The sequence below is a fragment of the Methylophaga sp. genome, from assembly GCF_009711715.1.
GTDB lineage: Bacteria > Pseudomonadota > Gammaproteobacteria > Nitrosococcales > Methylophagaceae > Methylophaga.
The window spans coordinates 40529-67337 of the sequence record NZ_VENF01000001.1 but is presented as its reverse complement, the minus strand read 5'-3'; the positions used below and the strand labels follow the sequence as shown (position 1 = coordinate 67337).

Below are 26809 nucleotides of genomic sequence, written 5' to 3'. Positions count from 1 at the left end.
TCACGCCCCTTTCGGTAACCGTTTTTCTATGACATTAGACAAGGCCTGACGCATAGGTGCTGACTTAATCCGTTGCAATACATCGACGGCAAAAGCATAAGTCAGCAGGCTACGTGCAGCTGTCTCATCAAGGCCACGGGCACGCAGGAAAAACAGGTGCTGTTCATCAATCTGACCGACGGTACTACCGTGGGCACATTTGACGTCATCAGCATAGATTTCCAGCTCCGGTTTGGTATCGATTTCACAGCTGCGAGACAGCAACAGGTTCTTGTTGCTCTGGCTGGAATCGGTTTTCTGGGCATCTTTGTGCACATTCACCTTACCGTTAAATACGGCATGGCTGTTGCCATCCAGTACACCTTTATAAACCTCATCACTGGTGGTGTTGGGCGCAGCATGGTCGATACGGGTGTGATTATCGACATGCTGGTCTCCGGTAACCAGATACAGACCATCCAGCGTCACGTGTGCTTCTTCACCCAGCAACTGACTGTGAATATCATTCCGCGCCAGCTTGCCGCCCAGTGAGATGTTATTGGTATTCCAGATACTGCCAGCGGCCTGTTTCGAGGCCAGAGTCGCAATATGGTAATGCGCCAGCGATTCATGCTGCAGTTTGAAATGGTTCAGCCTGGCGTTTTCAGCCAGTTTGACCTCGGTCACCACATCAGTGAAACCTGCCGTCTCGGCAAGGCTGACATAGTGCTCCAGCAGCGTCACTTCGGCATCTGCATCGACCTGAATCAGATTGCGTAAATGGCTGGCAAGCTTTGGGTTTTCAGCGGTGCTGATAACCAGTAACTCGATTGGTTTGCTGATTTTCTGGCCGGCTTCGACATGCAATGCAAGACCGTCGTGCATCAGCATCGTATTAATGGCATTGAGACCCGGCTTTTCCAGATCAATCTGATCGCCCAGCATGTTTTCTGCCTGATCAAGTGCCTCGGCCAGCGGTTTAATCGATAAACCTGCTTCTAGATTGTCAATTTCAGACAGTACCGCATTGAGGCGGCCATCAATGATGACAAAGCGGTAAGCATCTTCCAGTGCGGCCACGTGAGCCAGTTCGGTCTTACCCAGACTGACTTCATTAGCATCATGACTGAAACCTTCCTGGCTCAATTGCCACAGGGAGGTATATTTCCAGTCTTCAACTTTCTTTGCCGGCAGACCGTGACGTTCAAACTGCGCTTTCGCCTGATCACGCAGTTGCTGCAACCAGCCAAGCTCTGTGCCCGGCAATGGTTTTGCAGCGGCCACCTCGCCAAACGGCGTTGTGATCTCAGTTAACTGTTTCATGCGGTTTGACCTTCCGGTGCGTCGTGAACCCAGCTGTAACCGGATTTTTCCAGTTCCTTAGCCAGTTCCTTGTCGCCGGATTTAACGATTCTGCCTTCAGACAGTACGTGGACGAAGTCCGGCACAATATGGTCCAGCAAACGCTGATAGTGGGTAATCATAACGATGGAGCGGTCCTCGGCGCGCAGGGCGTTAACGCCTTCAGCGACCACACGCAATGCGTCGATATCCAGGCCGGAGTCGGTTTCATCAAGAATCGCCAGTGCCGGCTCCAGCACCGCCATCTGCAGGATCTCGTTACGTTTTTTCTCACCGCCCGAGAAACCTTCGTTCACGTTGCGGTGCAGGAACTGTTCGTCCATTTTGACCAGCTTCATCCGGTCACGCACGAGGTTCAGAAAATCGATGGCATCGACTTCTTCCAGGCCCTGATATTTGCGGACGGCATTCAAGGCCGCTTTCAGCAGGTAAATATTGCTGACGCCGGGGATTTCAACCGGGTACTGGAATGCCAGAAACACACCACGCTGCGCGCGTTCTTCCGGTTCCAGTTCCAGCAGGTTTTCACCTTTGTAGATGACCTCACCTTGCGTGACTTCATAGCCTTCACGGCCGGCGAGCACATTGGACAAAGTACTCTTGCCGGCGCCGTTCGGGCCCATGATGGCGTGGACTTCGCCTGGATTGACTGACATATTGATGCCGCGGAGGATTTCTTTACCTCCAACGCTGGCATGCAGGTTTTTAATTTCTAACATGTTGAGTCTCTATATTTCTGAAAATCTTTATGGGTTCCCGTTCGCTTAACCGACGGAACCTTCTAATGACAAACCGAGCAGGTTCTGGGCTTCCACGGCAAATTCCATCGGCAGTTCGCGAATAACCTGTTTGCAGAAGCCGTTCACAATCATCGATACGGCATCTTCGGCATCAAGTCCGCGTTGCTTGCAGTAAAACAGCTGGTCTTCACTGATTTTTGAAGTGGATGCTTCGTGCTCCACCTTCGCCGTCGGGTTTTTCACCTCAATATACGGGAATGTATGAGCACCACACTTATCGCCCATCAGCAGAGAATCACACTCGGTGTAGTTACGGGCGTTTTCTGCGTTCGGACCGACCCGAACCAGACCGCGATAGGCGTTTTGCGAGCGACCGGCTGAAATACCTTTGGAAATAATGGTAGAACTGGTGTTTTTACCCAGATGAATCATCTTGGTGCCGGTATCAGCCTGCTGCATATTGTTGGTGACAGCGACTGAATAGAACTCACCGATTGAGTTATCACCCTGAAGCACCACACTCGGGTATTTCCAGGTGATGGCTGAACCCGTTTCAACCTGAGTCCACGACACTTTCGACGATTCGCCACGACAGGCAGCACGTTTGGTCACAAAGTTGTAGATACCGCCTTTACCATTCTCATCACCGGGATACCAGTTTTGTACGGTCGAGTATTTAATTTGGGCACGGTCCATAGCGACCAGTTCCACAACTGCAGCATGAAGCTGATTCTCATCACGCATTGGCGCGGTACAACCTTCCAGATAACTGACATAGGAATCATCATCCGCAATGATAAGGGTACGCTCGAACTGACCGGTATTGGCTGCATTGATCCGGAAATAAGTCGACAGCTCCATCGGGCAACGTACGCCTTTGGGAATATAGACAAAGGAACCGTCACTGAAGACTGCCGAGTTCAGTGCTGCGTAGTAGTTATCCTTATAAGGCACCACACTGCCGAGGTATTTTTCAACCAGTTCCGGATGCGCTTTCACCGCCTGCGAGATAGGCATAAAAATAATGCCCTCTTCAGCCAGCTTATCCTGGAACGTGCTGGCGACAGAGACACTGTCAAACACCGCGTCTACCGCAACCCCCGCCAGGCGGGCGCGCTCATCGAGCGGGACACCCAGTTTTTCGTAAGTACGCAACAGTTCCGGATCGACTTCATCCAGGCTTTTCGGGCCATCGTCTTTTTTCTTCGGGGCCGAGTAATAACTGATTTGCTGGTAATCAATCTCAGGATAATGCACATGGGCCCATTCCGGCGTATCCATGGTCAGCCAGTGACGATAGGCTTTCAGACGCCACTCCAGCATGAAGTCTGGCTCCCCTTTGATGCGGGAGATTTCGCGGACAACCTCTTCACTCAGGCCGGGCGGCAGGCTGTCTGCCTCAATGTCGGTAACAAAACCCGCCTTGTATTCTCTCTGAGTAATCGACTCAAGTTGTTGACTTTGATCAGTCATGAAACTCACCATCCTGTATTGTTGCGTTACTCATCGCAGCTGCTGATGAGTAAAATTTAATCGGGCTCAACCCTGATGTATTCTGCGGTACCAGCATGTCTGACAGCTTGACTTCATCCAGCGCATGAAACACCGCATTGTTGATGCGCGTCCAGTTGGTCTGGACAGCACAGTGTGTTTCCTGTTCACAGTGGCTTTCACTGCTGACACATTCAGTCAGAGCAATCGGGCCTTCTATGGCCGTGATGATTTCAGCCACCGAGATTTGCTCTGGCATCCGGCTCAGGCTGTAACCACCCGCTACGCCCCGCTCTGATTGAAGCAATCCACCATGAGACAGGGATTTCAGTACCTTTCTGACAGTAGGCAGCGGCACCTTCACCGCATCAGCAATAGCGTGGGCGCTGTGTTGCTCATGGCGATTCGTTGCCAGGTAGCTCATCAGCACAATGCCGTAATCCGTCAGTTTTCCCATTCGCAGCATAGCTGAACCTCCTAATTGGTACTATTATAGTATCAATTCAGAGAATAACCAAGTGTTTTGCTCAGATATTGACGCTGACCGAGTGAAAATTCCGTTGATTTCGCGTATGGTGATGAACTTTAAAACGTGCAATTGTACTAAATTCGGCAACGCCTATAGAGTTAAATTCCAACCAGAGAGCCTAATAAATGAAATTAAAAGCACTGATTTTCTTACCCTTGTTATTTGGAGCGAATGTAATGGCTGATGATCACGCCGCAACCCTAGACTCAGAAAAACAGAAACTGAGCTATATATTTGGTATTCAAGTCGGACAAAACATGCTGCAGGAAGGCGTTGAGCTGGACCTGGATGCATTTAAAGCCGGTGTTGCCGATATGATGGCGGGCAAACAGCCGCAGCTGGATCAGGAAACTGCTGAAAAAGTGATTCAGGAATTCCAGGCACAAAAAGCGCAGGAAATGGCAAAAGTCATGAATGAAAAGCAGGCGGAAGCCAAAGCTTACATGAGCGAAAATGCCAAGAAAGAAGGCGTTGTAACCACCGACAGTGGCCTGCAATACGAAATCATTAAAGAAGGTGATGGCGCGACACCGACTGAAAACGACAAAGTGATTGCCCATTACAAAGGCACTTTGCTAGACGGTACCGTATTTGACAGCTCCTACGAGCGTGGCGAACCCGCTACTTTCCCGGTTAATGGTGTTATCCAGGGCTGGCAGGAAGCATTACAGATGATGAAGGAAGGCGGTAAATGGCGCATCGTTGTTCCCGCCAACCTGGCATACGGCCCACGTGGTGCCGGTCAGTTGATTGGTCCTAACGAAACGCTGATTTTTGATATCGAATTGATCGCTATCACTAAGTAAGCCTTGCTTCTGCTCAAAATAAAGCCGCCTCCGGGCGGCTTTTTTGTATCAGTCGAGTAGCTGTCTTAAATAATCCCATTCAAAAAACGGCCCCGGATCGGTCTTCCGTCCCGGTGCGATATGTTCATGACCGGTAATTCGCTCATAGTTCAGCTGTGGATAAGACTCACACAGACAAGCAATCACTTGCGCAAGACGGTGATATTGTTGATCTTCGAAAGGCTTGTCATCACACCCTTCCAGCTCAATCCCAATCGTAAAATCATTGCAACGCTCCCTACCCTGCCAGCTTGATACGCCAGCATGCCAGGCACGTTGATGAAACGGGACAAACTGAACCAGTTCTCCACTGCGCCGGATTAGCAGATGAGATGAGACCTTGAGGTCACGTAACTGCTCGAAATAAGGATGCAGGGTAGTATCCAGTTGGTTAAGAAAGAGATCATCAATAAAATGACCACCAAACTCCCCTGGTGGCAGACTGATGTTGTGAATCACGATGCCATGAATGTCTTCCGGATCAGGACGTTCATCGTGGTTAGGTGACAAGGTAAACACTGCATCAGTGCAGCGCCCTTCAGCCAGATCAATGTTCAAAGCGCTTTTCCTCAGCGTCATGGATTATTAAGCCGTCAAGCGTTACCCTATTCAGTTTTCAGCAAAGAGCCCGTCAATGAGCATTGAAAACCCGTTACCGCCAGCGTTTATCGACTCCCAGGTCAAGCTTGCACTGCTTGAGGATGTCGGTCAACAGGATTTAACTGCCAAGCTGATACCGGCGGATGCCTTGGCTGAAGCACAGCTTATTACCCGTCAGGATGCCGTGTTATGTGGCCGTGATTGGTTTGAAGCCGTATTTGCACGACTGGATGACAAGATTCAAATTGAATGGCTGGCCAGTGATGGTGATGAGCTTGCTGCTGATACGGTCATCTGTCGCCTCAAAGGCCCGGCCAGAACTATTTTAACGGGTGAGCGCACCGCAATGAACTTCCTGCAGACCTTGTCGGCAACCGCCACAGTAGCGAAACGTTATGCGGACGCAGTAGCCGGCCTGCCGGTAAAAGTGCTTGATACGCGTAAAACGCTGCCGGGCTGGCGGGTAGCACAGAAATACGCCGTTCGATGTGGTGGTTGCTTCAATCACCGTTTTGGTCTTTATGACGGCATTCTTATCAAAGAAAATCATATCAATGCGGCAGGCTCGATTGCAGCGGCTGTTTCACAGGCCCAGTCCCTGAATGCCGGGGTGGCGATCGAAGTAGAAGTCGAAAATCTGGATGAACTGAACCAGGCGCTGGAAGCCGGTGCCGATATCGTGTTGCTGGATAATTTTGAACTTGAAACACTGCAACAGGCTGTCAAGATTACCCGGAAGCGGGCTTTATTGGAGGCTTCTGGCGGCATTAACCTGGCCAATATCCGTCAGATTGCTGAAACCGGTGTGGACAGAATCTCTGTAGGCGCCTTGACCAAGGATATTCAGGCGGTCGATTTATCACTGCGCTTTAAATAAAAAAACCGCAGCCGGACAACACCGGGCTGCGGTGAGAGTAAAGCCAGTCATATTATTCAAGGCCGACTTGCCACAATTCCTTGTTGGTTTCTACTACTTTACCGGTAGCGGCATCGATTTCTATCTTGATCTCGCTACCTTCCAGCGTATCAATATCAAATTCATAGGATGACTTGCCGTCGGACTCGATTTCGTATTCGACTTCAATAATCTCGCCGGGATAAAGCTTGAGCGCAATATCTCTGGCTTCTTCTTCATTAACGTTGAAGTTTCTTTTGAACAGCGGATGATTGGGATGATTCACTTCCTGTTCCAGTTCAATTAACTCAGCGGAGGACTTCAGACATTCAACATCCCAATCTTTGCCATCTATGCCTCTGATATCAAACTCGTATACCTCGCGCTCATTCTCGAGTTTCAGTTCGACTTTAACCACCTGCCCGTCACGGGCATTCAATGCGACTTCAAGACAATCTTCGAACCGTTGATTACTGTCGTCGGCAAGGCTGGCAGCAGGCCACAACAAAATGGCTGAAAACAAAGTTTTTAACATGCTTTATCCTGAAATAAATTGGGCTGCCCGAAGGCAGCCCAATGTGGAGCTCAAGCTTGGGTTTACAGTGTCAGCTTAAAGCCAATCCAACCCGCTCTTGGTGAACTGGCACCGACAAAGCGAGGATCTTCAAAATCAACACCAGGGGCTTCATCCGGCTCACCATAGAGACCGAAGGTGTTGTACTCGCTGTCAAACAGATTGTCGACCTTGGCAAAGAACTGCAGATTATCAGTCACTTTATAGCGACCATGCAGATTCACAACCTTGTAATGAGCAATTTTCTTATCGACATTGGCTTCATCACCGCGATAGTACTGACTTGAATGGTAGGAAGCGGTAAAGCCCAGTGACAATTTCTGCGTAAAGGCATAATCAGCACCGATCTTGATATTGTGCTCAGGAATGCCAGGCAGTCTGTCACCTTCGTCAACGTTGAAGGTCACCACTTCGTCATCGACTTCACGAGCGTAAGAGAATTTATCCTCGAATGCCGCGCGGACATAAGCATAATTGGCAAACCAGCTCAGCTTGTCTACGGTACCGTCTGCACCCAGTTCCAGACCGGCACGAGAAGTTTCATCGATATTATCGAAGATACCCACGTTCAGACGTGGATCATCGACATCATCTTCAACTGCCGGGAAGAAGAACAGATCATCTTTAAGCTGGGTATAGAACACACCGGCATTCCAGTTGACATTACCGTTACTGCCACGGAAACCCGCTTCAATTGTTCTGGCCACAATATCATCCAGCGGTGGATCAGCCAGGAAGGAATTCGGCAATGCACAGGGGTTGTCCTCATCAGCGCAAGTCAGCTCTGATGGTGTCGGTGCACGATTGGACTCACTGTAGTTGGCATAACCGGTCAGGTTGTCTTTAAATGCATAGGTGGCACCCAATGATGGGTTAAAACGGTTAAATACGTTACTACCACCGCCTTCTGCCAAATCCTGTTCGCCACCTTGGCTGGTACCGGAAATATCAATATCGATACGGTTATAACGACCGGCCAGTGTTACTGCCAGGCGCTCGGTGACTGAGTGGGTATTGCTGAAATAGAGGCTGAATGTATCCGTCTCAATATCACCATCAACCACAGTGTCATCAATGATAAAACCTGTCCCATCAGTACCGCGGGTTGATGTGAAGCGGGCAATTTCGGATTGCGAGCTATAATCAACATCTGACTTGTCATAGCTGGCACCGACAATCAGCTGATTTTGACGGCCAAACAGATCGTCCAGAAACGTCGTTTGCAAGCCGAAACCATAACTATCCTGCTCTGTTTCACTGGTGTTGTTCAATGCCACAAAGTCACCATCAGCAAAACCGAACTGGGTTCCGTCAACGATTACCTCGCCATCATCATCCTCGATGTTACCGCCACTGACCTCAAGTTCTGAGCCATCACCATTAAAAGTACTGCGGTCACTGCGACGGTAATAGGTATTGGCTGACAGCATGGTGGTGTCATCCAGCCAGTGTGAACCATTCAGCGTAAACATACGCAGTTCATTCTGGGTATTATCGGGATGAGTGAAGACGGCTTCCCGATCCTGAGCAACCAGTTCAATCGGTGAAGCACCGTTCCCGTTCAGGTCACTGTCAACAGCCGTGATACCAAAATCCAGTGTAGTGTCTTCGTTGGCATAGCTCAGTTTTGAGAAAAACTGCTCAACCCGGGATGGTGAAAAGTCACGCCAGCCGTCTTCTTTGGTAATGGAGCCAGTCACATAGTAAGCAAAGTTACCATCACTACCACCACTCTCGATGGTGCCTGAATCACGACCGAAGGAGCCGGTGTAAGCTTCAAGGCTGTGGCCGGCATGGGTGAAACCGTTCTTGGTTTGAATGGACAGTGCACCACCCAGTGTATTCAGACCGAATACCGGGTTAGAACCGGGAATCAGGTTCATATTGGCAATCGCCGATTCTGGAATCAGTTCAAAGTTGATGGCATCACCGAATGGTTCGTTAATACGGATACCATCCATGTAAACGGATAAGCCCTGTGAGTTACCCACCAGTGGTGATGCGGTAAAACCACGGAACTTCAGATCCGGTTGGAACGGGTTGTTCTGGGCTGCGTTGAGGCTGACACTGCTGAGTGTCTTATTCATGAACTCTGATAAATCCATCGCCTGAACCCGTTCGATATCTTCGTCATTAGCTGACTGGATATTGGCCGGGATATCGTCTTCCGGTAAGCCTACACCTTGAATTGGTGTGGTACCCACGACTTCAATGTCACCCAACTGAACTTGATCCTCTTCTGCTGCGAGGACCGGGGCTGAAACCAGCACCGAGGCCAGCATCAGACTCAATGCTTTCTTTTTATGCGGAACTTGCATTACTCATTACTCTCCCGAAAAATTTTCATTGTTATGGTTATAGTAAAACCGGCTTATTAATAAGCATGGACAATGCCAACTATGAAAACTGTTTTATGACAACCAGTTACATTTGAGCTCTGCTGCGGATACCGGTTGTATTGGTTGATATCAACCAACCAGACTGGTTAATATCAACCACTCTTGAACCAGGCGAGGGTATTGTGAAGCCGTGTGACTTCACCAATGATCACCAACGTGGGCGCGACCGGCTGCTCTTGTTCAGCAAGTACCGGTAATTCACTGATGGTGCTTATCCAGACTTTTTGATTCTCTGTGGTGCCCTGTTGAACCAATGCTGCAGGCTTATCGGCCGGCATGCCATGCGCCTGAAGCTGCCGACTAAGCTCGGGTAGCCCGGCCAGGCCCATGTAAACTACGACCGTCTGCCGTGGCTGCACGAGTGTTTCCCAATTAAGATCCAGCTCGCCCTGCTTCAATTGCCCGGTCACAAAGACACAACTCTGAGCATAGTCACGATGAGTCAGAGGTATTCCTGCATAACTGGCACACCCGGAGGCCGCCGTAATACCCGGCACGACCTGGAACGGAATTTTTTCATCTGCCAGTGTTTCAATCTCTTCGCCGCCTCTGCCAAAAATAAATGGGTCCCCGCCTTTAAGCCTCAAAACACGTTTACCCTGCTTTGCATGCTGCAGCAGCAATTCGTTGATTTCCTCCTGTCGTACTGCATGCCAGGCTCGCTGCTTACCGACATAAATCAACTCGGCTTCTTTACGAACCAAAGCCAGGATCTCTTTACTGACCAGTCGATCATAAAAAACCACATCAGCCTGTTGCATCAGCCGCAGTGCTTTAAAGGTCAATAAGTCGGGATCACCGGGTCCGGCGCCTACCAGATAGACTTCACCTCGACTCAAGTCTTTATTGTCAGGATCCTGCAGTTTATCCAGTAAGGTCTTTTCAGCCAGTTCTTCACGACCAGCCATCATATGGTCAGCCACCGGTCCTTCCAGCACAGACTCCCAGAACCGGCGACGCTGTGAGACATTGTCAAATTTCTGTTTGACCTTATCTCGGTAGCGGCCAACGAGATCACCCAGTTTGCTGTAGGAAGGCGGAATCAACGTTTCCAGACGAGCACGAAGATTCCGTGCCAGTACAGGTGAGTCCCCACCACTGGATACCGCGACCACAATCGGTGAACGGTCCAGGATGGAAGCCAGAATAAAATCACAGTGGTCGGGGCTATCGGCCACATTAACCAGAATATTTCTGGCCTTGGCTGCCTGATAAACCGCTGCATTCACGGTTTCATCATTGGTAGCGGCAATAACCAGTCTTTCCTGACCCAGTTGTGCGGCATCGAATTTTGCTTCCAGCCAGTTGACCTGATGATTATCGACCAGCTTTTGTGTCGTGGCCGATAAGGCCGGCGCAACGATAGTGACAATGGCCTGGGCTTTGAGCAGCAATCCGGCTTTTCGGGCAGCAATATCACCACCACCGACAACCAGACAAGACTGCTGTTTTAAATCTAAGAATATCGGTAAAAAATCCATTATTTTTCTTTCAATGGTAGAGAGAGGCCCTGCAGAACATAGGCATTGTCGAGGTTTTGCACCACAGCCACGAGAGTCATATCATGCAGTTTCCACTCCGGGTCCAGTGGCAGCGTAGTTTGAATTTTTGCGGTTTTTCCATCCGCATTCAGTTCAAACGGTCCCAGCCAGCGTCTCACCAGATTCTGATGATTGAAAACGGCGCCGATGTTATCACCGCCATGGATTTCGCTGATGATATTGTCTTCGATCAACGCCAGGTAAAGCTGGCTGTTTCCCAGATTGTCTTCACCCATTACAGTTACTGAGCTATCAATATCAAGCTGTTCATTCGTTTTGCTTACCTGCAGGGCGATATCCGCTTCAGCGTCAAAACTATTGATAAACTCAATGACTTCAGTACCGTGCTCACGCCAGTTATGAACAACTTCACCACTGATAAAGATTTCCGGCGTGAAGACCGTTTGGTAAAGATTTAAGCGAGCCATCTGACGCTGGCGCTCAGTAAAACGTGGCTTGGCGAAACGATCAACCCAACCTTTTTTGTCGTCCAGATAATCGACATGAAAGCTGAGTACAATCACTTCCTCTTCAGTGAAGCCCTGCTCCGGTAAATGCTCCACCCAACGCTCTGCGGCCGGACACAGGCCACAGCCTTCGGAAACAAATAATTCCATCACCGCGATTTGCTTATCAGCACTTTCAGCCTGCCACTGCTGAGCGGCCACAGTTTGAGTCAGCAGCAAACCGGTAATCAACAATAGGCCTGCTTTCATTCTCCGCATCAGATTACCCCGAAAAATCCGTCTATTGTTGTGAACCTTGCGATTCGGGCGAGTTCCGCTGACTGACATCAGTAATCTCAGCCAGTTCACGCATCACTGCTGTCGCATAAGACCCCGCCGGCAGGAAAAAGGACAGTGACAAACTGTCTTCATGAAAATGCCAGCTCATTTTTTGTGGTAACACGCGAAGTGGTCGTCTTTCCTGCTTGAGTCCGGCCTGTTCCAGACCTTGTCGCCATGTTTGCCAGTTATCAAGTACAGCAGATTCCAGCGCCAGACTCTCGGATTGGTTTGCTGATCTGCCTCGTCCCCAGAGAGGCCCGGTGATATCAATATCAAAGCTTCTCAAGCGCTCTGCGATACTTTCATCGATGGATTCAGCCAGAAAAATACTGCTAGTGCCGGCTAATTGCATGACATCCCCTGGCAATCCAGTTTGCCAGTTCTGCTGGCTGATTCGGGCTGATAGCACCTCATTAAATAACCAGGATCGGGCGGCAGATAAGATCATGCTTTTCTGTTGTCGCTTTTTAGGCTTTCTGCCGGTTTCAAACCATTGCTGTGCTTTATCCAGGTTGGCAAAGTGATGACCAAAACGTTGTTCAGCAAAATAATTGGGGACACCTTCAGCTTGGATTCGTGCGAGGTTGTGTTCCCAGATTTCCCGGTCACCTTCGATACAGGTCAATGTCAGCGAAAACAGGTTGCCAGACAACACGCCCCGTTTGAGCTTTTTATTGTGCCTGGTGAGGGTTTTGATTTGACAGTCATCGGCTGAAAACAGAGACCAGTCAGGTTCCTCGTAACCTTCCAGTTTGACGGTGAACCACTGGCTCGTGACAGCATGACGGTCCTTGAGACCGGCAAAACCGATAGCGACATCCTCAACCCCGGCAAAACGCGCCAGCTGTTTGGCCACCCAGTCGGTATTGCTGCCGGTTTTCTCGATCAAGAGCATGGCATGACCACCTTCGCCGCTAGGCTCGAAAGGCAGTTGTTCATCGACCCGAAAATGGTCAGGTTGCAGACGAATATTGGCACTGCATTGTGTGGCCTGAGGATTAGCGCGTTGCAATTGGCTGAAATCAAATTCCATCTTTTCAGGCCTTTTTCAACAGAACCACAGCATGGGCGGCAATTCCTTCCTGACGCCCGATAAAACCGAGCTTTTCAGTCGTCGTGGCCTTGATGTTGAGCTCAGCTTCACTGATTGTCATATCGTGCGCCAGTAGCGTTTTCATTTCAGGAATAAACGGGGCCAGTTTAGGGGCTTGAGCAATCACCGTGATATCGATGTTATTGACTGCCCAGCCACGCTCGGATAAATCTGCCAGAACGCGGCGCAGCAGAATACGGCTGTCAATATTTTTAAAGCTGTCATCGGTGTCAGGAAAATGATGGCCGATATCCCATAAGCCGGCAGCGCCCAGCAAGGCATCGCAAAGCGCATGGATCAGAACATCGCCGTCAGAATGCGCTTCCAGGCCATGGCTGTGGGGAATCGTCACACCACCGATAATTAAAGGCCGGTTTTCGACAAACCGGTGTACATCATAGCCATGCCCTATCCGCATTATTGTCCTCGACTCTGTTGTTGCAAATACAGGCTCGCCAGGGCAAGGTCCTGCGGCAAGGTAATCTTGATATTATCCTGATGGCCTTCCACCATCATCGGCTTCAGCCCGGTCAGCTCGACAGCACTGGCTTCATCAGTGACGGCAAGCCCTTGTTCAGCGGCCGAGGCAAGTGCCTTTTTCAGCAGATGCAAACGAAACATCTGCGGCGTAGCAGCCCGCCAGAGACCATGACGATCAACCGTTTCAATAATAGTCTGATGTGAATCGACCCGTTTGACGGTATCTGTCACCGGCACGCCCAGAATGCCGCCGACTTCATGCTGGCCTAACTGCTTCAGCATCCGGTCTATATCACTATGTCTGAGACAAGGCCGGGCCGCATCATGCACCAGTAACCAGGGATCAGCATCGGTTTCAGCGGTGAGTGTCTCCAGTGCATTGAACACCGAATCCGAGCGCGATTCACCGCCCGTTGCTGTCAATAACTGACAGTCCAGCTCAAGGTCAAGTTGTGGCCACCAGGGATCGTTTTCCGCCAGCGCGACGACGATGCCGGTAATGCGTGGGTGTGAGGCCAGACGCTCCAGGGTATGCTGGAGCAGCGGTTTGTTATTGAGCTGAAGATACTGTTTGGGTTTATCTGATCCCATACGGCTGCCAATACCAGCTGCCGGCACCACAGCCCAGACAGCGTCACTTTTGCTCATCTTGTTCTTCTATCACATGAAAAAAGGTCTCGCCGTCTCTGATCATGCCCAGTTCGCTGCGGGCACGCTCTTCGAGCGCATCGAGACCACTTTTCAAATCCTGCACTTCCGCTGCCAGAACCTGGTTACGTTCTGTCAGTTTTTCATTATCCAGGCGCTGTTTTTCGACCTGGTGATGTAAACGCAGCAGCGAAGGTAAGCCGTCATGACTGAGCCATAATCGGTATTGCAGTAATACCAGCAAGATGGCCAGAAAAATCATGACGGGTTTAATCATCAGGCCTTACTTAACGTTGAAGGCCTTCATGCCAGGATAGCTGGCCTTATCACCCAGTTCAGCTTCGATACGCAGCAACTGGTTGTACTTGGCAACACGGTCGGAACGTGACAAAGAACCGGTTTTGATTTGACCGGCATTGGTCGCCACCGCCAGATCGGCGATAGTGGTGTCTTCGGTTTCGCCACTGCGGTGAGAAACCACAGCGGTATAACCGTTTTCTTTGGCAAGATGAATCGCATCCAGCGTTTCAGACAGCGTACCGATTTGGTTGACCTTGATCAGAATCGAGTTGCCGACACCTTTGTTAATGCCTTCCTGCAGGATTTTAGGATTGGTTACGAACAGATCGTCACCGACCAGTTGCACTTTGTCACCGATTTTATCGGTCAGCAACTTCCACCCATCCCAATCATTTTCGTCCATACCATCCTCGATACTGATGATTGGATATCTGCTGACCCAGTCAGCCAGTAAATCTGCAAACTCAGCGGAGGACAGAGAGCGGTTTTCTGAAGCCAGCACATACTGACCATCTTTATAAAACTCAGAACTGGCCGCATCCAGTGCCAGCATAATGTCTTTGCCGGCCTCATAGCCTGCATTCTTAATGGCTTGAAGAATCACTTCAATCGCAGCCTCATTGGACGGCAGATCCGGGGCAAAGCCCCCTTCATCACCGACCGCTGTGCTCAGGCCTTTACTATGCAGCACTTTTTTCAGTTCATGGAAGACTTCCGCGCCATAGCGAATCGCTTCGCTGATGCTGCTGGCACCCACCGGCATGATCATGAATTCCTGCAGGTCGACACTGTTATCCGCATGTGAGCCACCATTGATGATGTTCATCATCGGTACCGGCATCACCGCTTCATCGCTGTCTGCAAGGTATTTATACAGTGGCTTTTTGGCATCTGCTGCCGCAGCGCGGGCAGTGGCCATTGAAATTGCCAGCAAGGCATTGGCACCCAGACGGCCTTTGTTTTCTGTACCGTCTGTTTCGATCAGCTTGTTATCTACCGCACGCTGGTCGGCAGCTTCCATACCCAGCACGGCTTCACGCAGTTCACCATTCACCGCAGCGACGGCCTTCAATACCCCTTTACCCAGGTAACGGGCTTTATCACCGTCACGCAGTTCGACTGCTTCACGTTCACCGGTTGACGCACCTGAAGGTACGGCTGCCCGGCCCATAGCGCCGCTTTCCAGTATGACATCGGCTTCTACAGTTGGATTGCCGCGCGAATCAATAATTTCACGTGCTCTTACATCAATGATTTTGCTCAATGCTTTGCTCCCGTATATCAGAAAATTGATCGGACCATTATCGGTTTGCCAAGAGGGCGTCTTCGATATAGTCCTGTTGCTTGACCGTGGCATCGATGGCCTGCAGCGTTTCCAGCAGCGCTGACAGCTGGTGCAGCGGCCAGGAGTTAGGGCCATCGCTGAGGGCCTTTTCAGGCTCAGGATGGGTTTCCATAAACAGTCCGGCGATGCCGGTCGCGACTGCGGCACGGGCCAGTACCGGGACAAATTCACGCTGGCCACCCGATGCGCCACCCTGTCCACCCGGTTGCTGAACCGAGTGGGTGGCATCAAACACCACCGGGCAATCCATCTGGCGCATGATTGGCAAACCGCGCATATCGGAAATCAGGGTGTTGTAACCAAAGGAAGTACCGCGTTCACACAACATGATCTGCTCATTACCGGTCGACTTGGCTTTGGCTGCCACATGCTGCATATCCCAGGGTGCCAGGAACTGCCCTTTCTTGATATTGACCGGTAGGCCCTGACTGGCGACATTGACGATAAAATTGGTCTGACGACACAAAAACGCCGGTGTCTGCAGCACGTCGACTACACTGGCCACTTCTGCCAGCGGTGTATCTTCATGAACATCGGTCAATACCGGCAGGTTGTATTCTTTTTTTACCTTTTCCAGAATCGCCAGGCCAGCTTCCACACCGGGTCCACGGTAGCTCTTGGTCGAAGTCCGGTTGGCCTTGTCAAATGAAGACTTGTAGATAAAGTTGATACCCAGCTTATCGGTGATTTCCTTGAGCTGACCGGCCACATCCATGGTCATCTGCTCACTCTCAATCACGCAGGTACCGGCAATCAGAAACAACGGCTGGCGGTTGCCGGCTTCAAATCCACATAATTGCATCAGTGGTTACCTCGCTGCTTGTGGTTTTGCCTGGCTGCGTTAATAAAGCCTTCAAACAGCGGATGGCCATGACGTGGCGTCGAAGTGAATTCCGGGTGGAACTGACAGGCAACAAACCACTGGTGTTCGGGGATTTCAATCATTTCAGCAAGGCTCTGATCTTTGGACATGCCGGAGAAAACAAGTCCGGCTTTTTCCAGCGCCGCCATGTAGTTATTGTTGAACTCGTAACGATGACGGTGACGCTCGACAATTTCATCGGCACCATAGATCTTGTGTGCCAGACTGCCCGGCTTGAGCAGACAGGGATAGCCCCCCAGACGCATGGTGCCGCCCAGATCGGAATCGTGATCACGTTGTTCCACTTTACCGTCCGCGGTCTGCCATTCAGTGATAAGGCCGATGACCGGGTCTTTGGCGTTCAAATCAAACTCGGTGCTGTACGCTCCGGGCAGACCGGCTTTATGACGGGCATACTCGATAACCGCCACCTGCATACCCAGACAAATACCCAGGTAAGGAATATTGTTTTCACGGGCAAAACGGGCTGTTTCGATCATCCCTTCGACCCCGCGCTCGCCAAAACCGCCCGGAACCAGGATGGCATCCATGTCCTTGATGCAGTCAGTCCCTTCCTGTTCAACCTGTTCAGAATCGACGTAATGAACATTCACCTTGGTGCGGGTACGAATGCCGGCATGAATCAAAGATTCCGACAGCGATTTATAGGCCTCGGTCAGTTCCATATATTTGCCGACCATCGCAATATCGACTTCTCCATCGGGATTGCTCAGGTTCTCGTAAACCTTTTCCCACTGACTTAAGTCCGCCGGCTTGGCATCGATGCCGAGTTGCTTGACAACAATGTCATCCAGGCCCTGACGGTGCAGTTCCATCGGAATTTTATAAATGCTGTCGACATCAATAGCAGAGATAACGGCCTTTTCAGGCACATTGGTAAAGAGGGCAATTTTGCGGCGCTCGGACTCAGGCAACGGGCGGTCGATCCGGCATACCAGCACATCCGGTTGGATACCGATAGTCCGTAGCTCTTTGACCGAATGTTGAGTGGGTTTGGTTTTGATTTCACCGGCGGAAGCAATATAAGGCACCAGGGTCAAATGCAGAAACAGCGCTCTGTCACGCCCCAGTTCTGTGGCCATCTGACGGATGGTTTCCAGAAATGGCAGTGATTCAATGTCACCCACCGTACCGCCGATTTCGATCAGGGCGACATCGGCATCACCCGCGCCCTCGAAGATACAGCGCTTGATTTCATCGGTGATGTGAGGAATGACCTGAACCGTGTTGCCGAGGTATTCACCACGACGCTCTTTACGAATGACGTTTTCGTAAATCTGGCCAGTGGTGTAGTTATTACGGCTGCTCATATCTGCATCAATGAAACGCTCGTAGTGGCCCAAATCCAGATCAGTTTCGGCCCCGTCCTCGGTGACAAATACCTCACCGTGTTGCAACGGGCTCATCGTGCCCGGGTCAACATTGATGTAAGGGTCGAGCTTAACCAGGGTGACTTTCAGACCACGGGCTTCGAGTATCGCAGCCAGTGATGCCGCGGCGATTCCCTTCCCGAGAGACGACACAACACCACCGGTGACAAAAATAAATTTAGTCATATTATGGAGAGTTCAATAAAAATGACGCGGCCAGAATAGCTGCGCTCAAAATAGGGTATAAATTATCAGAATTGGCCTGTGTGCTCAATCAAAAACTGGTTTATCAGACGCGTGTTCCAGCACCGGCAACCATCCCTTCTCACCGATATCTGCGGCGTAATGTTCAGCGTAGCCATAACCAACAACGGCTACCAGTTCATGATCGACAAAAAGCAGAGGAATATGCGGGCGTTGCCAGGGCGGAACATCCCATTCCTGAAACAGTTGTTTGAGCGCCTTGTGTTGCGCATGGCCCTGCAGGCGGATTCGCTCTCCTCCCTCACGGAATTTAAGCAGTAAATGGCCGTTCAGCACGTGTTGTTTCAGCCCTTTACCGGATTCCAGCTGCCATTTGAGCATCCGACCATCAGGCAGACGGACAGTATCCGTCCCACTGATCTCAAGTTCACCCAAATCCAATGCTTCAGCACGATCTGCCGCCAGATAGATAACATCCCGATAACGCCTGACCATGGCCCCCGGCCAGTGCACTTCCGGCATCCTATCCTCAGCAGCGGGAATCACTTCATCAATGATTCTTTGCAAAATCGCCGCTGACGGCAAAGTCAGGCCATTTTGTTCCAATGCGTAACGCAGCAGATTACGTTGTCTTGCCTGTGGCAGCTGACTTAAAGCAGCTATAGATAAACGATCACTGCGCTCAGGGCAGACATGCCGGGCATCGAGGCTGGCAAGCTCACGCATCAACTCAACTGCTTCGCGGCAGTGTTCAGCACTGCGGCTCAGGGTTTTTGAAACTGCTGGCCAGCGTTTATTCAGACGCGGCCAGATTACATGGCGCAGGTAATTGCGGCTGATGCTGAGATCAGCATTACTGGGATCATCAATCCAGTGCAGCTGGTGCAGTTCAGCATATTCGAGCAGATCGGTCTTGGGGAGCCCCAGAAAAGGCCGCACGATGGTCAGGCCTTCGAGTTCATCTTCCGGCCACATGGCCGACAGCCCCGTTGGGCCGGCACCACGCAGTAGCTGCAACATCAGGGTTTCAGCCTGATCGTCCTGATGCTGAGCGGTCAACAGCACTTCGTCCGGCGCCAGATCATAGCGAAAAGCATGGTAGCGGGCCTTGCGGGCCGCGGCTTCCATGCCCATTTCATCGATATCCTCAACACTAACCTGAATTGATTCAAAATCAATATTGAGATCAGCGGCAACCTGCCGGCAATGTTCAGTCCAGCCTGATGATTCAGAATGTAGACCGTGATCGATATGTAAAGCCCGCACGGCAGGTAACTGGGGGTGGCGGGTTGTGGCCAGCAAATGCAGCATCACATGGGAATCAACACCACCGCTGTAGGCCACGCAGACAGCGCGGCCAGCCACCAGTTTGATCAGGTCAATAATAATTTGTTGGGGGTTGAGTGACACCCCGGACTTAACCCTCGAATTCGCCGTAACTGAGAAGTCGTTGTTGACGGCGTTTGACCAGGTTGTCATGGGAAACCGATTCCAGTTCCTTGATCTTGGTCTCAATCGATTTTCTGACGCGGGCAGCCATTTCTTCAACATTACGGTGCGCCCCACCCAGGGGTTCCGGCACCACTTCATCAATAAGCTTGAGTTCTTTCAAACGATCTGATGTGACCCCCAGCGTTGCCGCCGCATCGGGAGCTTTTTCTGCACTCTTCCAGAGGATAGACGCACAGCCTTCCGGGGAAATCACGGAATAGATACTGTATTGCAGCATCATCAGGTGATCCGCCACCCCGACGGCCAATGCACCACCCGAGCCACCCTCACCGATAACGGTGGAAATAATCGGTGTTTTGAGCTTGGCCATCTCATACAGATTACGGGCAATCGCTTCACTCTGACCGCGTTCTTCGGCACCGATACCCGGGTAGGCCCCCGGTGTATCAATAAAAGTAATAACCGGCAGGCCAAAGCGCTCTGCCATTTTCATAATCCGCAAAGCCTTGCGGTAACCTTCAGGTCGGGGCATGCCGAAATTACGTGCCACTTTTTCCTTGGTATCACGCCCTTTCTGATGACCAATCACAACCACCGGGCGGCCATTAAGCCGGCCGATTCCGGTAACTAAGGCGGGATCGTCAGCGTAAGTGCGGTCGCCATGCAGTTCTTCGAAGTCGCTGATAATGTGTTTGATATAGTCCAGCGTATATGGGCGCTGGGGATGACGGGCCATCTGGGTAACCTGCCAGGGCGTCAATGAAGCAAAAATCGACTTGGTCAGGGATTCGCTTTTTTCCTTCAACTTCTGAATTTCTTCAGTGATATTGAGATCACTGTCGTTACTCATATAGCGCAACTCATCGATTTTCGCTTCCAGTTCGGCGATGGGTTGTTCGTAGTCAAGGAAATTTAACTGCATCAGGTTACCCTTACATCCAAAATTGTCGAATTATACACAGAGGCGGCAGACAAAACTCAGTTGAGGATCAATTCGTCATCGTCATCGTTGTCCATCGCGCCCTCGCCCAGACGGATGGCGAGGCTGAGGTCATTACGGGAGTCGGCGTTCTGCAAAGCCTCTTCCAGCGTGATTTGGCCGCCCTTATAAAGTTTAATCAGCGCCTGATCAAAAGTAACCGTGCCGGGATCGGTAGATTCTTTCATGGCGTCTTTAATGCTGCCGACTTCCCCTTTGTTGATGAGTTCAGAGATATACGGCGTATTAAGCATGATCTCGACGGCTGGCACCCGGGCACTGCCATCCACGGTCGGCAACAAGCGCTGGGATACAATCGCCCGCAGATTCAGCGACATATCCATGAATAACTGACGGTGCAATGTTTCCGGGAAGAAGTTGATAATGCGATCCAGCGCCTGGTTGGCATTATTGGCGTGCAAAGTCGCTAAGCACAAATGCCCGGTTTCGGCATAGTTGATGGCATGCTTCATGGTTTCCATATCCCGGATCTCACCAATCAGAATGACATCCGGCGCCTCCCGCAACGCGTTCTTCAGCGCGTTCTCATAAGTCAGCGTATCGATACCGACTTCCCGTTGCTGAACAATGGAACGCTCATGGGCATGAACAAATTCCAGCGGGTCTTCAATGGTCAGAATATGCGAACTGGAGTTACGGTTACGGTGACCTATCATTGATGCCAGCGTGGTCGACTTACCGGAACCGGTAGCCCCCACCACCAGAATCAGACCGCGCTTTTGCATCACGATATCGCCCAGAACCGGTGGCAGATGCATTTCCTCAAAGCGCGGAATTTTGGTTTTGATATAACGGATGACAATCGAGCATTCACCACGTTGACGGAAAATGTTGACGCGGAAACGGCCGACCCCCTTCAGTGGCACGGCAAAATTCATTTCCAGCGTTCTCTCAAACTCTGCGGCCTGCTCCTCGTTCATCAGGGCATAAGCCATGTCACGGACATCACCGGGTGCCAGTTTCTGAGTACCGACAGGTCGAATCACACCTTGAATTTTTATGTGGGGTTCAGTGCCGGTACAAAAAAACATATCCGATGCTTCTTTGTCCGCCATCAACCTGAAATAGGGTGTCATATCCACGTGACTTATCCTCAGTATTCGCTATCTGGTTAATCAGTCCAATCGTACACGATAGACTTCGCCCAATGAAATCTCTCGTGAACGGGCTCTGGTCATGGCGTTATCTGTCAGCGACACCATGCCTTCCTTCACAGCCTGCTCATGAATTTCGCCTGATGTTATATCAACGTGAATAAATTTTCGCAGACTATCACTCACTTCCAGCAATTCGTAGACGGCCATTCTTCCCGCGACACCGGTGTGGTTACAATGCTCACAACCACGGCCCCGATAAAATGGCTCATCATCACTGACGTTGAGCGCATGACGTATGAGCGGGTCCACCGGCTCTTTCTCGAGACAATGCCGACAATTGCGTTTCACCAGTCGCTGCGCCAGCACACCCAGCAGGCAGCCAGTTAGCAGGTAAGGCTCAATCCCCATTTCCAAGAGCCGGGTAACAGCACCGGCCGCGTCATTAGTGTGCAGGGTACTCAAAACGAGATGGCCTGTCAGCGCACTTTCCACCGCGATTTTGCCGGTTTCCTCATCACGGATTTCCCCCACCAGAATCACATCCGGATCATGACGTAAAATATTGCGCAAGGCACGGGCAAAAGTGTAGCCGGTCGTGTGATTAATCTGAATCTGCTGAATACCATCCATATGGTATTCGACCGGATCTTCAACAGTGAGAATATTCACGTTCTGCTTCTGAACCTCGGCCAACGCCGCATACAGCGTGGTGGACTTGCCCGAACCGGTGGGCCCGGTGACCAGAAAAATGCCGTTGCTTTTATTGAGCAGGTCTAGAAAGATCGTCTGATCGTGATCTGAAAACCCCAGCTCGGATACTGCTTTCAAACCCACCTGAGCATTGAGCAGTCGAATCACAACACTCTCGCCCTCGACCGTGGGCATAATAGAAATCCGCAGGTCGACCGGGTTATTCTTGTGTTTCACACAGCATCGGCCATCCTGTGGCAGACGTCTCTCGGCGATATTCATACCGCCCAGAATTTTGATCCGGCTGACCACCGCGGCGAGCAGTGTTTTGCTGAAAAAGCGGATATTGGTCAGCACCCCATCCATCCGGTAAATCAGCTCGACATTTTTATCGCGGGGCTTGATATGAATATCGGAAGCGCGGCGTTCAATCGCATCAACAATAATATTGGCCACCAGCCTGACAATCGGCTTTTCACTGCTGAGCCGCATCATCTCGTCATGCAGATCAGCCGCATCTTTTAGTGGATGCGCCCTGCCGTTCAGTGACTCCAGCGCCAGTTCATCATCACGGGCGCCGTAAAACTTCCTGACCGCCCACTGGACATCCGCGCGGGTCGCCACCGTTACATCAATACTGTAACCGGTGATGAAATTCAGCGTCTGGAACAGGTCCATATCCATCGGACTCGCCAGTGCCACCAGCAGATGCGTTTTATTGACTCTGAGCGGGATAACATCATGATTTCGGGCAAATTCTGCCGGAATCAGGCTCAGCACCGTTTCATCGAATGGATAATCATGAAGGCGGATAAACGGCAGACTCAGACGTTCTGCCAGGCTACGCTGACTGCGTTCATCAGCACTGTGTTTTACTTCAGCCTCCTCGACGGTCTGCTCAAGCGGCATTTTTTTGGTTGCTTTCAGTGCAGCATCCAGCGCATCGGTCAGTGAGTCATCCCTGACTGCGGTTCCCGCTGTTGAACTCTTCTCACCCGCAGACATAGAGCCTCCTTACGCTGAGGACTTGTATCTCATTGTAACAGCAACTTTTCCCGGCAGTGCAGCAATCTGGCTGAGCAAAGTATCGCTGGGGGTTACCTGCCACTCTTCGCCCAACATCAACAAGGCGCTGGCCTGCTGATTCTGATACCTGAGTTCCAGCCCCAGTCCGCCGCCCTTGAAGGGGGTCAAAGTAGTTCTCAGTTGTTCCACCCACGGCTTGGCTTCATCCTCATTAGCAATATTGATTTGCAGCGCCTGGCCGAAAGCCTCGCGGGCACCGGTGATATCAAACACTTTTTCCGCCGTGGCCGACAGCCCGCCGGTGAAGTTATCCTGTCCAATCTTACCCTGAATGACGACCAGCTTATCAGGCTGAATAAAGCTCTGATACTGCTCATAAACTTCGCCAAACACCCGCACTTCCAGTCGCCCACTCTGATCATCGAGGGTAATAAATGCCATCCGACTGCCGCTTTTTGATTTCATCGTACGAATCGCGACAATCAAGCCGGCAGTCAAAACCGGTTTTTCATTGCGCTGGTAGCCCTTGGATTCCGGTGCATCCAGTTCATTGATTTTCTTGGGAATAAATTCAGCCAGTTCTGCTTCGTAACGGTCAATCGGGTGTCCGCTCAGGTACAGTCCCAGCGTTTCTTTCTCCGCCAGCAGCAGATGCTCTTCAGTCCATTCTGCTGCCTGCTCCAGCGGCTCATCCTGCTCGGACTCATTTTCCGGGGTCAGGCCGAATAAATCATTCTGGCCGCTGTCTTGATCGCGACGGTGCTGTTCAGCGATTTGCATCGCCTTGGTCAGGCTGGCATTGAGGCTGGCACGGTGACCGCCCAGCGAATCCATCGCCCCGGCTTTCACCAGTGATTCCATCACCCGGCGGTTAATCTTGCGCATATCTACGCGGCGGCAGAAATCATACAGCGAACTGAATTCCTCGCCTTGCTCACGTTCATGGACAATACCGGCCAGCGCTGACTCACCCACGCCCTTGATGGCACCCAGACCGTAACGGATGGTGCGCTCATCTTCGACCGTGAATTTAATCTTGCTGTGATTAACATCCGGCGGCAGCACATTAAGCTTCATATCGCGACATTCATCGATAAGGCCGACGACTTTATCGGTGTTATCCATATCGGCGGATAATACTGCGGCCATAAAGGCGGCCGGATAATGTGCTTTCAGCCAGGCGGTCTGATAGGCCACCAGGGCATAGGCGGCCGAGTGTGATTTATTAAAACCATACTCGGCGAACTTTTCCATCAGGTCGAAGATAGGGCCGGCTTCTTTTTCTTCGATACCCCGTCCCGCGGCGCCTTCCAGGAAAATCTGACGTTGTTTGGCCATTTCCTCGGGCTTTTTCTTACCCATCGCCCGCCGCAGCATATCTGCGCCACCCAGGCTGTAACCAGCCAGGATCTGGGCAATCTGCATGACCTGTTCCTGGTAGACGATAACGCCGTAGGTCGGCTTCAGTACCGGCTCCAGATCCGGGTGTGGATAATCGACCCGGGCACGACCATGTTTACGGTTAACAAAGTCATCCACCATGCCCGATTGCAGCGGACCGGGCCGGAACAGGGCCACCAAGGCGATAATGTCTTCAAAGGTGTCCGGTTGTAGTCGTTTGACCAGCTCTTTCATACCACGCGATTCCAACTGGAATACGGCCGTGGTTTCACATCGCTTGAGCAAATCGAAAGTGGGCTTGTCGTTCAGCGGCAGATTGGTGATATCAATCTCGTCGGCCCTGTCGCCCAGCAGGGTACGGACATTATTCATGGCCCAGTCAATCACCGTCAGGGTTTTCAGCCCCAGAAAGTCGAATTTCACCAGGCCGACACTTTCAACATCATCTTTATCAAACTGCGAAACCAGACCCGCACCGTTGTGTTCACAATACAGCGGCGTATATTCGGTCAGCTCCTTGGGCGCTATCACTACACCACCGGCGTGCTTACCAACATTTCGGGTCAGGCCTTCCAGCTGCAAGGCCAGATCAATCAGCGTTTTGACTTCTTCCTCATTGTCATAGCGCTCTTTCAGCTGCGGCTCCTGCTCCAGTGCCTTGGTCAGTGTCATTTTCAGTTCAAACGGTACCAGCTTGGCGAGCTGATCGACAAAGCCGTATGGGTGTCCCAGTACCCGCCCGACATCACGCAAAACTGCCTTCGCCGCCATCGTACCGTAGGTAATAATCTGGGAGACGTGATCACGGCCGTAGTGCTGAGATACGTACTCAATAACGCGATCACGGCCATCCATACAGAAGTCGACATCAAAGTCAGGCAGGGATACCCGTTCCGGGTTCAGAAAACGTTCGAACAGCAAATCGTACTGCAGCGGGTCCAGGTCGGTGATTTTGAGGGCATAAGCCACCAGGGAACCGGCACCCGACCCGCGTCCGGGACCGACCGGTACGCCGTTATTCTTGGCCCACTGAATAAAGTCCGCCACGATCAGGAAGTAACCCGGGAAGCCCATGGAGTTAATCACATCGAGCTCTATTTGCAGACGCTCTTCGTATCGCGCCTTGTTGGCCTCGCGCTCAGCTTGCTCGGGAAACAAAACAAGCAGTCGCTCTGCCAGGCCTTTATAGGATTCTGCAGTAAAGAATTCCTCAATGGTCATGCCTTCAGGCACTGGAAAGTCAGGCAGATAGTGTTCGCCCAGTGTCAGCTGCAGGTTACAGCGCTTGGCGATTTCGACCGTGTTTTCAATGGCTTCCGGAATATCGGCAAACAGACGCGACATCTCTTCAGCACTGCGCAGATATTGATGCTCGGAATACAACCTTGGCCGGCGCGGGTCATCAAGTTGACGGCCATCATGAATACAGACCTTGGCTTCATGGGCCTCGAACTGCTCCGCTTTCAGAAATCGCACATCATTACTGGCCACCACCGGGATCTGTTTTTCTGCTGCCAGTGCCACGGCTTCGCGCACGAAGCGCTCTTCATCGTCACGGCCGGTGCGGATCAACTCCAGGTAGAAACGGTTGGGAAACAGTTTCTGCCAGAAAGCGAGCTGGTTCTGAACCTCATCCTGCTGATGATTGAGCAGCGCCTTGCCTAAAATACCTTCGCGACCACCGGAGAGACAGATAAGTCCTCCCGTTTGCCCCGTCAGCCACTCTGTTTCCAACATCGGGACACCCAGGTGCTGACCTTCAATGTAGGCCCGGGACAGGAGTCGTGACAGATTATGAAAACCTTCCAGATTCATACACAGCACCACAAAGCGGGTACTTTGCTTGGCATCGTTGGCATCGCGCAGGCGCAGATCGGCACCCAGAATTGGTTTGACCCCTGCCTGCATGGCCGCATTGAACAGTTTTACCGCCGCAAACAGATTGTGCTGATCGGTAATCGCCACCGCCGGCATGCCCTCGTCGGCGACCTGTTTGACCAGCGGCTTAATCCTGACCAGCCCGTCTACCAGGGAATAATCGGTATGAAGATGTAAATGAACAAACTGTTCGGCCATT

At 51.3% G+C, this 26809-nt stretch carries 23 protein-coding genes; 2 read left to right on the top strand and 21 right to left on the bottom strand.

Annotation, left to right across the window (positions count from 1 at the left end; all coding sequences use genetic code 11):
- The 4 genes from sufD to FH755_RS00295 are packed head-to-tail and all read right to left on the bottom strand — an operon-like array spanning position 1 to position 4038.
- Positions 1 to 1302 carry a Fe-S cluster assembly protein SufD gene (sufD, locus tag FH755_RS00310; protein ID WP_292437551.1) on the bottom strand — a complete coding sequence of 434 codons (1302 nt, stop codon included), beginning with the start codon at positions 1300 to 1302 and terminating at the stop codon, positions 1 to 3.
- On the bottom strand, positions 1299 to 2060 hold the full coding sequence (gene sufC / locus FH755_RS00305) for a Fe-S cluster assembly ATPase SufC (protein ID WP_292437549.1): 762 nt from the start codon (positions 2058 to 2060) through the stop codon (positions 1299 to 1301). The genes sufD and sufC overlap by 4 nt, the downstream gene beginning before the upstream one ends.
- A 45-nt stretch (positions 2061 to 2105) precedes the next feature.
- On the bottom strand, positions 2106 to 3554 hold the full coding sequence (gene sufB, locus FH755_RS00300) for a Fe-S cluster assembly protein SufB (protein ID WP_292437547.1): 1449 nt from the start codon (positions 3552 to 3554) through the stop codon (positions 2106 to 2108).
- Positions 3547 to 4038 carry an SUF system Fe-S cluster assembly regulator gene (locus FH755_RS00295; protein WP_292437545.1) on the bottom strand — a complete coding sequence of 164 codons (492 nt, stop codon included), beginning with the start codon at positions 4036 to 4038 and terminating at the stop codon, positions 3547 to 3549. The genes sufB and FH755_RS00295 overlap by 8 nt, the downstream gene beginning before the upstream one ends.
- Positions 4039 to 4277: 239 nt before the next feature.
- Between FH755_RS00295 and FH755_RS00290 the strand changes: the two genes are divergently transcribed.
- Positions 4278 to 4907, top strand: a complete 630-nt coding sequence (locus FH755_RS00290; protein ID WP_292437543.1) for an FKBP-type peptidyl-prolyl cis-trans isomerase — start codon at positions 4278 to 4280, stop codon at positions 4905 to 4907.
- Between the two features lie 48 nt (positions 4908 to 4955).
- Here the strand turns inward: FH755_RS00290 and ampD are convergent, their stop codons facing one another.
- Positions 4956 to 5504, bottom strand: a complete 549-nt coding sequence (gene ampD / locus FH755_RS00285) for a 1,6-anhydro-N-acetylmuramyl-L-alanine amidase AmpD (RefSeq protein ID WP_292437541.1) — start codon at positions 5502 to 5504, stop codon at positions 4956 to 4958.
- 76 nt (positions 5505 to 5580) lie between these two features.
- Here ampD and nadC point away from each other — a divergent pair, with 76 nt between their 5' ends.
- Entirely contained in the window at positions 5581 to 6423 is an 843-nt protein-coding gene (gene nadC, locus FH755_RS00280; RefSeq protein ID WP_292437539.1) for a carboxylating nicotinate-nucleotide diphosphorylase, read from the top strand.
- A 52-nt stretch (positions 6424 to 6475) separates the two neighbouring features.
- On the opposite strand, the gene FH755_RS00275 is transcribed toward nadC, so the two are convergent.
- The 16 genes from FH755_RS00275 to dnaE form a co-directional block, all read right to left on the bottom strand.
- A complete protein-coding gene (locus FH755_RS00275; RefSeq protein ID WP_292437536.1) occupies positions 6476 to 6976 on the bottom strand; it encodes a PepSY domain-containing protein in 501 nt (166 codons plus the stop codon).
- A gap of 62 nt (positions 6977 to 7038) precedes the next feature.
- Positions 7039 to 9333, bottom strand: a complete 2295-nt coding sequence (locus FH755_RS00270; RefSeq protein WP_292437534.1) for a TonB-dependent receptor — start codon at positions 9331 to 9333, stop codon at positions 7039 to 7041.
- A gap of 173 nt (positions 9334 to 9506) precedes the next feature.
- Positions 9507 to 10895 (bottom strand): siroheme synthase CysG, encoded by a 1389-nt coding sequence (cysG, locus tag FH755_RS00265; protein ID WP_292437532.1) that lies wholly within the window; start codon positions 10893 to 10895, stop codon positions 9507 to 9509.
- Positions 10895 to 11671: a DUF1223 domain-containing protein gene (locus FH755_RS00260; RefSeq protein ID WP_292437530.1), complete on the bottom strand. Its 777-nt coding sequence runs from the start codon at positions 11669 to 11671 to the stop codon at positions 10895 to 10897. The genes cysG and FH755_RS00260 overlap by 1 nt, the downstream gene beginning before the upstream one ends.
- A 31-nt stretch (positions 11672 to 11702) precedes the next feature.
- Positions 11703 to 12776 carry a tRNA pseudouridine(13) synthase TruD gene (truD, locus tag FH755_RS00255; RefSeq protein WP_292437528.1) on the bottom strand — a complete coding sequence of 358 codons (1074 nt, stop codon included), beginning with the start codon at positions 12774 to 12776 and terminating at the stop codon, positions 11703 to 11705.
- 4 nt (positions 12777 to 12780) lie between these two features.
- Positions 12781 to 13254 carry a 2-C-methyl-D-erythritol 2,4-cyclodiphosphate synthase gene (gene ispF, locus FH755_RS00250; protein ID WP_292437526.1) on the bottom strand — a complete coding sequence of 158 codons (474 nt, stop codon included), beginning with the start codon at positions 13252 to 13254 and terminating at the stop codon, positions 12781 to 12783.
- Positions 13254 to 13964, bottom strand: coding sequence for a 2-C-methyl-D-erythritol 4-phosphate cytidylyltransferase (gene ispD / locus FH755_RS00245; RefSeq protein WP_292437524.1), 711 nt, complete (start codon positions 13962 to 13964; stop codon positions 13254 to 13256). Before ispD ends, ispF begins: the two co-directional genes overlap by 1 nt.
- On the bottom strand, positions 13951 to 14241 hold the full coding sequence (gene ftsB, locus FH755_RS00240; RefSeq protein WP_292437523.1) for a cell division protein FtsB: 291 nt from the start codon (positions 14239 to 14241) through the stop codon (positions 13951 to 13953). Before ftsB ends, ispD begins: the two co-directional genes overlap by 14 nt.
- 6 nt (positions 14242 to 14247) lie before the next feature.
- Positions 14248 to 15528, bottom strand: coding sequence for a phosphopyruvate hydratase (eno, locus tag FH755_RS00235; protein WP_292437521.1), 1281 nt, complete (start codon positions 15526 to 15528; stop codon positions 14248 to 14250).
- Between the two features lie 37 nt (positions 15529 to 15565).
- Positions 15566 to 16411, bottom strand: coding sequence for a 3-deoxy-8-phosphooctulonate synthase (gene kdsA, locus FH755_RS00230; RefSeq protein ID WP_292437520.1), 846 nt, complete (start codon positions 16409 to 16411; stop codon positions 15566 to 15568).
- Positions 16411 to 18048 (bottom strand): CTP synthase, encoded by a 1638-nt coding sequence (locus tag FH755_RS00225; protein ID WP_292437518.1) that lies wholly within the window; start codon positions 18046 to 18048, stop codon positions 16411 to 16413. The genes kdsA and FH755_RS00225 overlap by 1 nt, the downstream gene beginning before the upstream one ends.
- Before the next feature lie 84 nt (positions 18049 to 18132).
- Complete coding sequence (gene tilS / locus FH755_RS00220) at positions 18133 to 19545, bottom strand: tRNA lysidine(34) synthetase TilS (RefSeq protein WP_292437515.1); 1413 nt, start codon at positions 19543 to 19545, stop codon at positions 18133 to 18135.
- Complete coding sequence (gene accA / locus FH755_RS00215) at positions 19484 to 20440, bottom strand: acetyl-CoA carboxylase carboxyl transferase subunit alpha (RefSeq protein ID WP_292437513.1); 957 nt, start codon at positions 20438 to 20440, stop codon at positions 19484 to 19486. The genes tilS and accA overlap by 62 nt, the downstream gene beginning before the upstream one ends.
- A gap of 56 nt (positions 20441 to 20496) precedes the next feature.
- A complete protein-coding gene (locus FH755_RS00210; protein ID WP_292437511.1) occupies positions 20497 to 21600 on the bottom strand; it encodes a PilT/PilU family type 4a pilus ATPase in 1104 nt (367 codons plus the stop codon).
- 33 nt (positions 21601 to 21633) lie between these two features.
- Positions 21634 to 23310, bottom strand: a complete 1677-nt coding sequence (locus FH755_RS00205) for a GspE/PulE family protein (RefSeq protein ID WP_292437509.1) — start codon at positions 23308 to 23310, stop codon at positions 21634 to 21636.
- A gap of 9 nt (positions 23311 to 23319) precedes the next feature.
- Complete coding sequence (dnaE, locus tag FH755_RS00200) at positions 23320 to 26808, bottom strand: DNA polymerase III subunit alpha (RefSeq protein ID WP_292437507.1); 3489 nt, start codon at positions 26806 to 26808, stop codon at positions 23320 to 23322.
- Position 26809 lies beyond the last annotated feature (1 nt).

Excerpts from the sequence above, each read along its gene's own strand:
- ftsB (WP_292437523.1), bottom strand. The coding sequence starts at position 14,241 with ATGATTAAACCCGTCATGATTTTTCTGGCCATCTTGCTGGTATTACTG.
- sufC (WP_292437549.1), bottom strand. The coding sequence starts at position 2,060 with ATGTTAGAAATTAAAAACCTGCATGCCAGCGTTGGAGGTAAAGAAATC.
- FH755_RS00225 (WP_292437518.1), bottom strand. The coding sequence starts at position 18,048 with ATGACTAAATTTATTTTTGTCACCGGTGGTGTTGTGTCGTCTCTCGGG.
- dnaE (WP_292437507.1), bottom strand. The coding sequence starts at position 26,808 with ATGGCCGAACAGTTTGTTCATTTACATCTTCATACCGATTATTCCCTG.
- kdsA (WP_292437520.1), bottom strand. The coding sequence starts at position 16,411 with ATGCAATTATGTGGATTTGAAGCCGGCAACCGCCAGCCGTTGTTTCTG.
- truD (WP_292437528.1), bottom strand. The coding sequence starts at position 12,776 with ATGGAATTTGATTTCAGCCAATTGCAACGCGCTAATCCTCAGGCCACA.
- accA (WP_292437513.1), bottom strand. The coding sequence starts at position 20,440 with ATGCAGTTAAATTTCCTTGACTACGAACAACCCATCGCCGAACTGGAA.
- sufB (WP_292437547.1), bottom strand. The coding sequence starts at position 3,554 with ATGACTGATCAAAGTCAACAACTTGAGTCGATTACTCAGAGAGAATAC.
- nadC (WP_292437539.1), top strand. The coding sequence starts at position 5,581 with ATGAGCATTGAAAACCCGTTACCGCCAGCGTTTATCGACTCCCAGGTC.
- FH755_RS00295 (WP_292437545.1), bottom strand. The coding sequence starts at position 4,038 with ATGCTGCGAATGGGAAAACTGACGGATTACGGCATTGTGCTGATGAGC.
- sufD (WP_292437551.1), bottom strand. The coding sequence starts at position 1,302 with ATGAAACAGTTAACTGAGATCACAACGCCGTTTGGCGAGGTGGCCGCT.
- tilS (WP_292437515.1), bottom strand. The coding sequence starts at position 19,545 with ATGACAACCTGGTCAAACGCCGTCAACAACGACTTCTCAGTTACGGCG.
- FH755_RS00290 (WP_292437543.1), top strand. The coding sequence starts at position 4,278 with ATGGCTGATGATCACGCCGCAACCCTAGACTCAGAAAAACAGAAACTG.
- ispD (WP_292437524.1), bottom strand. The coding sequence starts at position 13,964 with ATGAGCAAAAGTGACGCTGTCTGGGCTGTGGTGCCGGCAGCTGGTATT.
- ispF (WP_292437526.1), bottom strand. The coding sequence starts at position 13,254 with ATGCGGATAGGGCATGGCTATGATGTACACCGGTTTGTCGAAAACCGG.
- FH755_RS00260 (WP_292437530.1), bottom strand. The coding sequence starts at position 11,671 with ATGAAAGCAGGCCTATTGTTGATTACCGGTTTGCTGCTGACTCAAACT.
- FH755_RS00205 (WP_292437509.1), bottom strand. The coding sequence starts at position 23,310 with ATGTCTGCGGGTGAGAAGAGTTCAACAGCGGGAACCGCAGTCAGGGAT.
- FH755_RS00275 (WP_292437536.1), bottom strand. The coding sequence starts at position 6,976 with ATGTTAAAAACTTTGTTTTCAGCCATTTTGTTGTGGCCTGCTGCCAGC.
- FH755_RS00270 (WP_292437534.1), bottom strand. The coding sequence starts at position 9,333 with ATGCAAGTTCCGCATAAAAAGAAAGCATTGAGTCTGATGCTGGCCTCG.
- cysG (WP_292437532.1), bottom strand. The coding sequence starts at position 10,895 with ATGGATTTTTTACCGATATTCTTAGATTTAAAACAGCAGTCTTGTCTG.